Below are 12,570 nucleotides of genomic sequence, written 5' to 3'. Positions count from 1 at the left end.
AATGTAAGAGGAACTTTAGGGAGATAAATATGAATAATAGTACTGGAAATCTAATAGAAAAAGAGTTAATGAATGAAAGATAGGTTATTGTATAAGTACTTGTATAATTGCTATTGGGATTTTACAAATTGATTGAGTCTTGTATAATCAGTTACAGAGAGGGCTATAAGTATGCAAAATAGAGCCCTTACCATGTTAACAGTGAAATGAAAGAATGAAATATTCCGACTTTATTTCTAGTTTTATAAAAAGGAACATCATATAGCTAATTATTTTCAAATTAAGATCAATAATAACTAAATGTATATAAGGAGCCGAATTTATATGGAAGACGTTCTACAATTGTTTAGAGATGCACTATCAATAACAGAACCACTGTATAAACAAGATGAGCAATTGTGGCATAAATGGGTTTCCTATTATGTTGAGGTTGAAGCAGATAAAAGTAAAATTGTGACTTCAGAATACCTTTCTCCATCATTTTCAATGCTTGTACAGTGGTTAGAGCGACAACAAAGAAAAGGTGTTTCTTCTCTAGATATATTTAAAAATATAGATACTTACAGATTAATTATTCATGAGAAAATAGGTGTCTTTATTGAACAAGAGTTTCGTGAAAATCAGACAGCTAGTACTATAGTGCATACAGCAACAAGTGAATCAGATGCGAACATATTGAATGAAAACTATTTAGAAGTAAATAACTCCGCGGTCTATTATAAGTTAAGAGATGGAATAGCTAAAAATCAATTTGAAGAAGATGAAAACACACGGTTAAAATCTTATCCTATTGAAACAAAGGATAGTAATGGAGTGGCACAGCTTTCCTCTCATAAAGATGAAGATCTAAAGTTAACGAATATTGAAGAGACAGCAAGATGGAATACATTAGTAGATGGCGTAATGAGTAATATGGATGATTTAACTGCAGATTGTTTAGATACGATCACAATTCAATGGTTGAATGAAGCAAAATCGCCGGATGAATTTATTGATTTTTCATATGAACAAGTTTTAGAAATGTGCAGTATTTCAAAAGCTAAGGCAAATGGTGTCGAATACTATAGAGTGGAAGATAAAATTAAGGTAGCGAAGCGGATTGCGGTCTTAGCGAGTATTTTTATATATCTAAATGATGATAATGAAGTAGTCGTATTAAATGATCGTGCTGAAACAGGTAAGCATTACGAAGTAAAACGCGAGGTAATTAAAAGATTATTTGTATTAGATTCCGTAGTTCTATGGAGAGATAAAAACACAAACGAATACATGGGGATAGAATCGTGCCGAATCAAACCGGGAAGTTTCTTATCCGGATATATATATGGATCTAATAGTACTACCGCATTATTATCAAAAAAGGCACTTGAATATAATAGTTATAGACACAAATATCATAAAAGATTAATTCGATATTTGACATGGCAATGGAGAATACGTCAAATGTTTTCTAGCTTACAAAGACCTTATTCTATAGGTGGAGATAAAGGTTTGTTAGCAGTTATGGGTATAAACCAGAAACAAAAACCTAATCGTATCCGCGAACAATTAGAAAATGTGCTTATTGATTTAGAAAAAGAAGAAGTAATTTCTCATTGGGAATATCATAATGGCTTAGAAGAAGAAAAACTGACAAAGAAGAATTGGTTTAAAAACTATTATTCACAGTTAGGAATAGTAATATTGCCACCAAAAGAATTAATTAGTTCAATGGAAAACTTAGCGAAAAAGAAAACAATTGATACAATACATGAGGAAAGTCATCCAATAAAAATTGTAGAAAAACCATTAGATACGAATGAAAATGAACAAGTAATCAGGGAGAAAATAGAGTTTATGCATATGAAAAAGAATATAACTATGCGAGAACTTTCAATAGAGATAGGTATATCGCAGCCTACTCTTTCTAGATTCTATAATAAAAAAACAAAACGTCTCTCTAGTACCGCGAGAAGCAAATTAAATCAATGGTATAAACGACAAATGATCATCGATAAAATGTAAGTTAAAGCTAAAAATTAGTATTAAAAAGAGTCCTAGAAATAGGATTCTTTTTAATGTAGTTATTGAATTTGCCTGTTTTAAAATACACTAATACATATAGAAATATCCCTATTTAGAAAAAGGGATATTTCTATATGTATTGCTAATAATTTAAATTCTCTTTTCTTTTCAAGAGCTAATTCATTTTCTACATAATGATTAATTAGTAAACTAATTATTTCATGAGTATATTTCCTATTAGTGAGTTTCATTAGTGCTCCAGGCTCTTTCTTAGATTGACTAGAAATTTAAAAACTGTCCTGTAGGTTTTTAAATTTGTTTTTCTCCTGCAGATTCACTTGTTTTTGCTAACTATTAGGTGAAGAAACAGGAATATCTTCGCTATTTTTGCTAACAATAGTAGGGATATTTCTATATTTAAGAAGGGAATCAAAGCAATGATATGTGGTACTTGTAATAGATTTAAAAGATAATGCATAAAAAGAAGGGCGCTACTAGCTCAAAAACACTGGGGTGTTAATACTGATCAGTAGCTTAGTACAAGAAAAATATTAAACAGTTTACTTTAGAGAAAAAACCATTGATGAAGGAATATCATGAGGAAGTTGCAACGGCGAGAGAAAAGAAAAAGTCGTGGAGAAAGTTCTAGTGATGCAATTTTTAAACTGCAAAATATAGAAATATCTGTTAATAATTTAAATTTCCTTTTCTGTAACAAAAGCAACGGGATATAGAAATATCCACTTATAGAAATAGGGATATTTCTATATTGAAAAGGAGATTATAGTAGTGATATATAGTATATACAATAGAATCAGTAATTTATATTATTCCAGTAACTTTTCAAAAGCTCTCTTCTATATCTTCATTTCTGTAACAAAAGCAACGGGATATAGAAATATCTACTTATAGAAATAGGGATATTTCTATATTGAAAAGGAGATTATAGTAGTGATATATAGTATATACAATAGAATCAGTAATTTATATTATTCCAGTAACTTTTCAAAAGCTCTCTTCTATATCTTCATTTCTGTAACAAAAGCAATGGGATATAGAAATATCCACTTATAGAAATAGGGATATTTCTATATTGAAAAGGAGATTATAGTAGTGATATGTGGTATATACAATAGAATCAGTAATTTATATTATTCCAGTAACTTTTCAAAAGCTCTCTCCTATACCTTCATTTCTGTAACAAAAGCAATGGGATATAGAAATATCCACTTATAGAAATAGGGATATTTCTATATTGAAAAGGAGATTATAGTAGTGATATGTGGTGCATATTATAGTATTAATGGATAATATCTAAACCATTGATGTCAAAAGAGATTAACTACATTGAACTACTCACCACTTAACGTCCTTACGGACTGTTTGAAGTGGGAGATTCCTGCGAACACCGATGTATCCACCGGCTATCTTAGCAGGCTCTGCCCGTAGTCCCTACGGTGAGAACATAAGTATCTTGTACGTTGACTCACCACGCTTCCTACTTTAGCTTGGTTTTCGCAACTTCGGCAAGCGTGGGGCGATAGAACGTTGAAGATTTTACGGTTGCAACGTTTTTCTGCAACCAACCTTATATCTTCAGTTTTCAAAGAGCAATCTGTACAAGTATATGGTAGCAAACATGTTGGCTTACGCCAACCGACATTCATCTCCCACCTAAAATTGGTGTTTCTCACCTTCACATTTTTGAGGAATGAGTCTTCTGCCGGAAAACGATAAAAATGAAACTAAAGGATATTCCAGATTTTGAAGAGATAAAAAGAATGGCGTGTTAATACTGATCAGTGGTTTAGTGTTATTGTAGCCAAGTATAAAAAAGATATTAAATAGTTAGCTTAAGAGACAAAGCGATTGATGAGGGAATATCATAAGGGAATTGCGGCGATGAGAAGAGGGAAGAGAAAGTCGTGGAAGAAGTTCTGGTGATGATATTTTTTCAACTACAAAAAATATAGAAATATCCCTATTTCTAAGTAGGGATATTTCTATATTTCTAAATCTCTGTTAATAATTTAAATTTCCTTTTCTGTTCAGGGGTTAATTGATTTTCTACATAATAATGTATAAGTAAATCAATTATTTCATGAGTATATTTTTTATTAGTGAGTTTCATTAGTGCTCCAAGCTCTTCCTTAGATTGACTAGAAATTTTAATACTGCCTTGTTGGTTTGTAAATTTCTTTTTCTCTGGCTGATTTACTTGTTCTTGTTCATTTTTAGGTGGAAAAGTAGGAGTATCTTCGCCACTTTTTGTTACAACTGAATCCTCGTTTGGGATATAAGGATCTATTGGGTCAAAATTGCTCTTTTTTCTGCCTAATAATCCAGGAGTTCTTGCCATGTTATACACCAACCTTCATACTTTCAAAAACATTGATACGAGATAATAATTCATCACTAATTTTTTCGTATAGTTCTATTACATTTAAATCATGTCTATCATTTTCAGTAATACCGTTAACATCAAACCTTTTAATACGTTCCATCTGTGGAACGATATTTTTAAATAGGTTTTCTTCACCAAAAATTTCACGAGCATTTTCCATAATGTATTCATCCACTTTACCATTATTTTTTAATAGCACTGGAAGAATACCTACAACTTCAATTTCAAGATTATATTGCTCTTTTAATTTTACTAGTTGGTTAATGTAGTTTTCTGCACCTGTAAGAGAACGTTCTTGTGTTTGTAGAGTTATAAGAACATAATCAGAAGCTACAACTGCATTTTTTGTAACTTCAATTGACATAGGTGGAACATCGATAAATATGTAATCGTATTTATGTTTTATTTTCTCAAGTAATCCCTTAAAGTAGAAATCTTCCTCTTCTTCCGAAGAACACGATTTATATAGAAATTTTGCGAAATCTTGAAAATCAACATAAGAAGGAATTAAATGTAAATTTTCCATTATTTCAACTTCTAATCCATCTAAATTCCCCTCTTGAATCCCTTTCATCAATGTTTTAGTTAAAGTTACCTTTTCGTCAGGATTAAGGATAGATTTTGTTAACATAAGAGATTTTGTTGCATTACTCTGTGGATCAAGGTCAACGAGTAAAGTTCGTTTCCCCTTTTTTGCGAATTCATAAGAATTTAATACAGCATTAGTGGTTTTACCAACGCCTCCTTTGTAATTTCCAACAGTAATTGTAATAGCCATTTATACCACTCCATTTATTTTTTAGAATATTTCCCTATATCCCTATTCCTATATTTTAGTGAAAGGGTTAGAAATATAGGGAAATATCTAATTATAGAAATAGGGATATTTCTATGTTATAAAGAAGATTATAGCAGTGATATGTGGTACATGCAATAGAATCAGTAATTTATTAAAAGCTCTCCCCATACCTCCATTTCGGATAACAAAAGTAGAGGTATAGGGAAATATCCAATCATAGAAATAGGGATATATCTATATTAAGAAGAAGGTTATAGCAGTGATATGTGGTACATGCAATAGAATCAGTAATTTGTTAAAAGCTCTCCCCATACCTCCATTTCTAATAACAAAAGTAGAGGTATAGGGAAATATCCAATTATAGAAATAGGGATATATCTATATTAAGAAGAAGGTTATAGTAGTGATATGGGTACATACAATAGAATCAGTAATTTGTTAAAAGCTCTCCCCATACCTCCATTTCTAATAACAAAAGTAGAGGTATAGGGAAATATCCAATTATAGAAATAGGGATATATCTATATTAAGAAGAAGGTTATAGTAGTGATATGGGTACATACAATAGAATCAGTAATTTGTTAAAAGCTCTCCCCATACCTCCATTTCTAATAACAAAAGTAGAGGTATAGGGAAATATCCAATTATAGAAATAGGGATATATCTATATTAAGAAGAAGGTTATAGTAGTGATATGGGTACATACAATAGAATCAGTAATTTTTCAAAAGCTCTTCCTATCCCTTCATTTCTAATAACAAAAGTAGAGATATAGGGAAATATCTAATTATAGAAATAGGGATATTCTCCTATTACAAAGAAGATTATAGTAGTGATATGGGTACATACAATAGAATCAGTAATTTGTTAAAAGCTCTCCCCATACCTCCATTTCTAATAACAAAAGTAGAGATATAGGGAAATATCTAATTATAGAAATAGGGATATTTCTATATTGTAAAGAAAATTTTAGTAGTGATATCAGGACTACTTCATTTTGACATTCCCATCCCTAAAGGGGAAAGATGACTTATGTCAGTGGGATTCTTGCTACCAAAACCAAGTCTATTTCTAGATATCAAAAAAACAAAATAAGATTGTGATACCGTACGAATTTCGTATTAACCGTAGGAACTATGGGATTAGCCTACTAGGATAACCGAAGGATACTTTGGTGTTCGTAGGAATCCCCACTTCAAACAACCCATAAGGGTGTTAAGTGGCGGGTAGTTCAATTCAACAGACTTTAGGTCACATAAATATAAAAAGACCTTAGGATTATACCTAAAGGTCTTCTATGCTAGTTAAAAATCAAGTTCTTCGTTATCTTCTTCAGAAATCCCACCAAGTACTACCCTAGCGTCAATAATTTTACCTTCTTGCAATATGGGCTCCTCTGCTTTTAAATCTTCTTGTCTCTGTGCGGGAACAAATCCATTAGTAAGTAGAAGCTCCAATTTATTTTCAACTGTATCTAAAAGATTTAATCTCTGTTCCACATTATCTAATTTCTGCAGTAGTTGCGCATAATGTTTTTCATTTTGTACCAGTTCAACAACAAATGCTGTTAATTGTCTACCATTAGCTTTTTCATTAAGGATTCTATACACATCTTCAGGCATATTATCAGCATGTAATGCCATTTTTCTATTTTTAGCCATTATCAGCACATCCCTTTATTTTAAGCTAACTGTCCCTTCATTTCATCAATTACTTTTAATTCTAATGCAGCTAGATTAATTGTGCGTGAAGTTGGAGCAAATACTTCTTTTTCGCTATTTTGAATAATATCGTTCAAGAAGAAGTGATTGTTTTTAGCAGCCATTTCAGACATATGATTCAATAAAGCGAGACGGATGTATGGTTCTAAAACGGGTGCTTCGCCTCCGATATAAATGAATTTCAATACTGTATTCGTACTAGATGGGATGAATACATCAAGAATTTTAGCAACTAAAATTCTTGCATATTCTTTCAGTGCCTCTACAATTTCATTTGTAAAATCATATTCTTCACCAGTATTTTCATTCGATAGTACATACTTTTGTACTTTATATTTATTAACTATAAATTTCTCTAATGTTCTTAGATCCTTAAAGTATTGAATCAATTTTTCTTTTCTAAAGCGTTCTAGGTATCCTAAGAATGGTTCAATATCGATAACTTGGAAAGAATCTCTGTGCTTAGGTGTAGTAAGTCCTTTACCTAATCGCACAGCATCTGTAGAACCGCCACCAATGTCAGTTAAAACTACTTCATAGTCATCGAATCTCTCAGATTCATATCGCTTTTCAATACTAATTACATTTGTATTCTGATCTTTTGAAACCATTTTATATTTTAAAGAATGTCTGGCAACTTCTGATTCATTTCTACATTTTGCTGAATTGACTGTAATAGTTAGTTCTTTCTCCATTCCTGGTGTTAACACTTTAACTTTATGTTCACCGATAAATTTTTCTTCCATTTTTTTATGGGCAATGCTAAATTTCTCTTCGCGTTTTAAAAGCCAAATTGGAAGCATCATACTCATGTGTTCAATTTCAACTTCATTATCTTCTTGATCAGCGTTAAGGGCATGATAATATGCTATTGCTCCTAAAAAGCTTACGTATGGGATAGGACTATTAATTTTATCGTGCATCTTATTTACATGTGAGTTTGCCAACTGATTATCTTCAGCTAATTGCCCAACTAAATAGAAAGACTCTTCACCTTCGATTTCAGTGGAAATTAGTAATCTATCCAGTAAATCTTCTGGTCTAGAAATACGATCAACAAGTAAATCCTCGGCTTTTTTCTTTGAAATTTTAACTACATTCGTTGCAAGTTCAATATAATAACCATCAACCATGAAATTATTAAAACTATTTCCGAAATCTGCTACTTTTCTTCCAATTTTCATTTATAATTCCCCCTTTATACATTAAGTACGACTTAAGTGCTACTTTTGATTATGCTTTAGCATATTTAATCAAAAATAAGAACACTTTAAATAATAAGTACGACTTGAATCGTACTTATTATTTAATTAACCTATACACTTAAAAAATTCAAAATAAACAAGGAAATACCTTCTTTCAAACGAATTAATCACATAACAGTTAGACGCCGACATGTCGAACATAAATGATGATGAATAACAGTAAAAAAACAACATGACCGACATAAATGATGGTCAACAACAATGTAATGACAACATGACCGACATGGATGATAATCAATAACAATACAATGACAACATGACTGACATGGATGATAATCAATAACAATACAATGACAACATGACCGACATGGATGATAATCAATAACAATGTAATGACGACATGTCGGACATCGATAATAACAAATGACGATGGGGGAAGGGCGATGAAATGGATAGGGAAGAACCTTATAAGAAAACATATTCCCTTGCAGATATAGCAAGGATGCTTGGGAAGCCACGGACAACTCTTCAGGCCTGGCGGGATCAATTCAAACCATATTTACCAACCGTCGCTGGGACGAAGGGGCGAACGCTGAGATATGAACAGGAAGCATTAGAGCTTTTTAAATTAATTGCTAATATGAAAGATGCACAAGAGCCACCAGAAATAATAGAACGGATGTTAAAACAAAATGTAGATTATATTGTAGTAGAAGAGAGCGATGAAGACGACGAAATCACGAAGCCAATTATTCAGACGATGTATGAAAGTATGAAAGAGGTTTCTATATATTTTCAAGAGCAAAAAGCCATGAACATGGAACTTTTACAGCGCATAGATCATTTAGAACAAACTAATCATATGTTATTGAATAAGATTGATGAACAACACAAGAATATTGATGGGAAAATAAATAACAGGGATCAACAGCTATTAGAAGTAATTCGTGAAATACAAGAAACTAAGAAGTTAGTTGCATCTACTCAACAAGAAAAATCATGGTTCGCTAAATTATTTAAAAAATAACTTAAATAATACAAAAAAAGTAGGGAAGCTTGTAAAAACATACAAGCTTCCCTACTTTTTGTAAATTTGATATATTTCCTCAAATAATCACAAAAATTAAGAGGGAGTCTTCTGTCAGAAAATGATAAAGAACATACTTATAATGTTTCCCTTTTAGGATAGAATACTGTATTTATTAAATCTTGTTTAAAAAATAAAATCATTATAAACATTAGAATCTATTTTAGAGGTGCTAGGCTATATGTATCAAGGGATTCAAGATTTTACCTTAGTAAATTACAAGGTTAATTTGTGAGTAAATGATAGAAATTTCAGTTTCATATGAGTGGAAATTTCATAGCTGATTAGTTTAGAAAAAGAGAAATAATTATAAGATCTGAGAGGTGTTTTGAATTTCTTTTTTGGGAAAAATAGTACGTTGCTTGGGGATTATAAGAATACATGACAAATAGCCTTGCTAATTATATTATTTTTGAGCAAGGCTAAGTTTTAGATGTTTTTTTATTAGGGCCTTAGAACACCCATTTTTTGCAGAATGGAATCTATTTTCTTGTTATTAAGCCAGTCTATAATTGGAAGTATGCTTTCATATTTTTGTGCATGTTCCATATTAGTTAAGGCTTCTTTCGCTTCATAATCGTTACGCTCTTTTCTTTGTTTAGATTTTTCAGCGAACATTTTCATAAAATGAGCGGGATTACTTATTTCAGCTTGATTATATTCAAACCATTCAACGCATTTTTCAAAATCCCATCTTTGATAACGATCAATTTTTTTCGGCATTCTTAAGGCTATAGTATAAGCGTCCTGTTCTGTTAAATATGTTACTGGTTGACTTGTTATATATCGATATGCTTTTTTCTGATCTTCACTTAAATAATCATTTAAATCTTGTAATCTATCAATAGCGTTTTGTGAAATAGTATTTGATCTTTCTAGTTCTTCAAAATTTAAAATATCTATGCCATTAAATAAAGTATTCTTTTCCTCATGTTTGGATTCAACAACTTCTTTAAAGAGTTTTTTCTTTAAAAGTTTAGTAAAAGTAGAACAGACATCAATTGCTACAGCCCATTTCAGCTTGAAATATTCAATGATTTTTAAATAATTGTTATGTAAAGTTAAAATGTAAATTGAAGGGGCAATTTTACCATATCTTCGTACTTTGATTTGTTGGCACACTCCCAAGTCTTGTAACCAATTAAACACGTAGTTAATAATTGGTTTTGAAATCCCTGACTTTTTGCTGATATGATCTTGCTTTACTTGGGAATAACCTTCTTGTACTAGGTACGATAAAACTGTTTCTACAGCTTCATATTTACGTTTTGTGAGGTAATCCTTCGTAGTAACACCCTCATATTCTAGGACAATATTATCAATGTAAGTAATAACTTTCTTAATTGATTGATTAATAGCCCCGGTTTTCTTTGATAGGTGATTGATGTGGGGACTTAATTCGGCTTTCGCTCGACTGAGCAAAAAATTGTGCAATAACACAGAAAAAACCTCCTAATTTTCCCACCACAAATAAACAGGAAAACAGAGGTTTTATATTCACATTGTATGCAACTTATGGTATAATTTTAACATCAAGTATGACATTAAAGAAAAACACATACATTTATAATGTGAATTTAAAACCCTATCCAGAGGAGTTTTTAATTAGTTCGAAGTTTGCCGACCTAGACTAATTAAAAACCGTGCGGTGGGGTTTTATTTTTTTATATAAACTTAATAATAGTATCATTAATTGAACCGTTTTTAATATAGGTAATTAATAATGTCTTTGTAAACTATTTTACACATAGTTTTTTGAAATATCAACTAAGAATAAGTTAGAAGTTGAATAAGAAAACGCGTTATTTTTATTGAAAATTCTGAAATTTATATAGAAATATAGAAAAATGTATATTGGAACGAAAGTTTCACTAATTTCTGGTAGAATGTATTTACAGAATATTCTATACGCATGTATTTTCCCATACATTAGCATTTCAAGAGGATGTGAGAATATACCATGATTCTAGAAAAAATCCATAAAGATCTAAATGATAAAGGTATTACTAATAGACAGCTTGCAGCAATGTTTGATACCAGTCATTCTAAAATAAATGAGTCATTTACCAGGAAAAGGGAGTTTGATTTTTATATTTACACTGAAATATTGAATATGTTATACCCACATGATTATAATTTTAGGAAAACGGAAGTACTGAAATATTGTGAAAAAGCAAAGCGTAAAGTGAATTTGAGAGTTGCTTTTGAATATTTAGATATGTGTGGAGAATTAGATGTATTACAGTATTTAATTGATAAGGAAAAAGAATCTAACAATATACTGAATCGTAAATTTGCAAATGCTTATGAATTACTTCATTTAAGAAATGATGGAAAAATAAATCCGCAAACTTTTTTAAAAACAGTAAAAAAGAAAATGGAACAAAGAAAGAGTACAGATGATATTAGCAAAATCCCAATGGATTTTTCACTAATCTACGCTTTTTTTGATTATCGAAATTATAATTTGGTAAGTGAATATACAAATGATTTATTATCACAAATTAAAAATTTGAAAAATCCATTTTTACGTTCTTCTTATGAATTACGAACTATGGAATTGCTTGCTACAAGTTATCATAGGAATAACGAGCTGGAAAAGGCAAGAGAATTATGTAATGAAATGATTGCTAGACAAGGGAGAGTAGCTTTAATACCAAAAGCAACAGCATGCTGTATCATGGGTGAGACATATATACTAAGCGATTATGAATTATCTAAGTACTACTTGGATAAAGGGTTGCAACTTATGATATCCCCAAATAACAAAAAGATGTTCAAGAAGAAACAAATGATACAAACAACTCTAGATTTTCTTAACATACATCTTGAAAAGAATCTAGATAATATAGAACCAAAAAATCCGGCAGAACTTGCATATTTGTATGTCAAAAGAGGTCTGAATCAACAAGCAGATAATCTTATTGAAGAAATCAAAAGGAAAAATGGTTTCTTGACACCGTTACAAGTTTTCATTCAGGCTCTTGCAAGAGATGATATGAATTTAATGAGAGAAGCATTATTGGCATTTGAGAGAAATAACGACTTGTTCTATGCAGAACTTCCTAAAAATGTACTAAAATTGAAGTAGGAGTGGTACAAGTGAAAAATTGGACAAAGAAAACTTATTTGCTAATTACAATAACAGCATTAGCAATGCTCCCCATGCAAGGGAGTATTGCTAAAATCATTCAATATATGATGGTAGATCCTGGTGGCGGTGCTGGGTGATAGGCTTGTTAAAAGATGACACTACAAAACATTGTAGTGTCATTTGTTGTTTAAGGGGTGGAACATTTGTTGGTAATTTTTAATGTTTCGTTCCACTAATGCGTAAAAATAGGAATTTA

General features: G+C 31.0%; 9 protein-coding genes. 4 read left to right on the top strand and 5 right to left on the bottom strand.

The window, feature by feature from the left end; genetic code table 11:
• The first annotated feature begins 324 nt into the window (after positions 1-324).
• Entirely contained in the window at positions 325-2,004 is a 1,680-nt protein-coding gene (locus MHI07_RS28565; RefSeq protein ID WP_340827241.1) for a helix-turn-helix domain-containing protein, read from the top strand.
• A gap of 2,011 nt (positions 2,005-4,015) precedes the next feature.
• Here MHI07_RS28565 and MHI07_RS28555 read toward each other — a convergent pair.
• The 4 genes from MHI07_RS28555 to MHI07_RS28540 all read right to left on the bottom strand — a co-directional run bounded on the left by MHI07_RS28555 (position 4,016) and on the right by MHI07_RS28540 (position 8,112).
• The gene (locus MHI07_RS28555) at positions 4,016-4,363 is read right to left on the bottom strand and encodes a hypothetical protein (RefSeq protein ID WP_340827240.1); all 348 of its coding nucleotides are present in this window, start codon (positions 4,361-4,363) and stop codon (positions 4,016-4,018) included.
• Between the two features lies 1 nt (position 4,364).
• The gene (locus MHI07_RS28550; protein WP_340827239.1) at positions 4,365-5,186 is read right to left on the bottom strand and encodes a ParA family protein; all 822 of its coding nucleotides are present in this window, start codon (positions 5,184-5,186) and stop codon (positions 4,365-4,367) included.
• A 1,325-nt stretch (positions 5,187-6,511) separates the two neighbouring features.
• On the bottom strand, positions 6,512-6,868 hold the full coding sequence (locus MHI07_RS28545; RefSeq protein WP_215582593.1) for a hypothetical protein: 357 nt from the start codon (positions 6,866-6,868) through the stop codon (positions 6,512-6,514).
• Between the two features lie 20 nt (positions 6,869-6,888).
• Positions 6,889-8,112 (bottom strand): ParM/StbA family protein, encoded by a 1,224-nt coding sequence (locus MHI07_RS28540; RefSeq protein ID WP_340827238.1) that lies wholly within the window; start codon positions 8,110-8,112, stop codon positions 6,889-6,891.
• A 469-nt stretch (positions 8,113-8,581) separates the two neighbouring features.
• Here MHI07_RS28540 and MHI07_RS28535 point away from each other — a divergent pair, with 469 nt between their 5' ends.
• Positions 8,582-9,160 (top strand): DUF3967 domain-containing protein, encoded by a 579-nt coding sequence (locus tag MHI07_RS28535; RefSeq protein WP_002187893.1) that lies wholly within the window; start codon positions 8,582-8,584, stop codon positions 9,158-9,160.
• A gap of 504 nt (positions 9,161-9,664) precedes the next feature.
• Here MHI07_RS28535 and MHI07_RS28530 read toward each other — a convergent pair.
• Positions 9,665-10,660: a Replicase RepFR55 gene (locus MHI07_RS28530; RefSeq protein WP_088004794.1), complete on the bottom strand. Its 996-nt coding sequence runs from the start codon at positions 10,658-10,660 to the stop codon at positions 9,665-9,667.
• A gap of 520 nt (positions 10,661-11,180) precedes the next feature.
• Here MHI07_RS28530 and MHI07_RS28525 point away from each other — a divergent pair.
• Both MHI07_RS28525 and MHI07_RS28520 read left to right on the top strand, forming a co-directional pair.
• Complete coding sequence (locus tag MHI07_RS28525) at positions 11,181-12,311, top strand: AimR family lysis-lysogeny pheromone receptor (RefSeq protein ID WP_002187890.1); 1,131 nt, start codon at positions 11,181-11,183, stop codon at positions 12,309-12,311.
• 11 nt (positions 12,312-12,322) lie between these two features.
• Positions 12,323-12,451, top strand: a complete 129-nt coding sequence (locus MHI07_RS28520) for a hypothetical protein (protein WP_002187888.1) — start codon at positions 12,323-12,325, stop codon at positions 12,449-12,451.
• Positions 12,452-12,570 lie beyond the last annotated feature (119 nt).

Origin of the sequence: Bacillus sp. FSL H8-0545, from assembly GCF_038006105.1 — a bacterium.
GTDB lineage: Bacteria > Bacillota > Bacilli > Bacillales > Bacillaceae_G > Bacillus_A > Bacillus_A cereus_U.
This window is presented reverse-complemented; position numbering and strand designations above follow the sequence as displayed.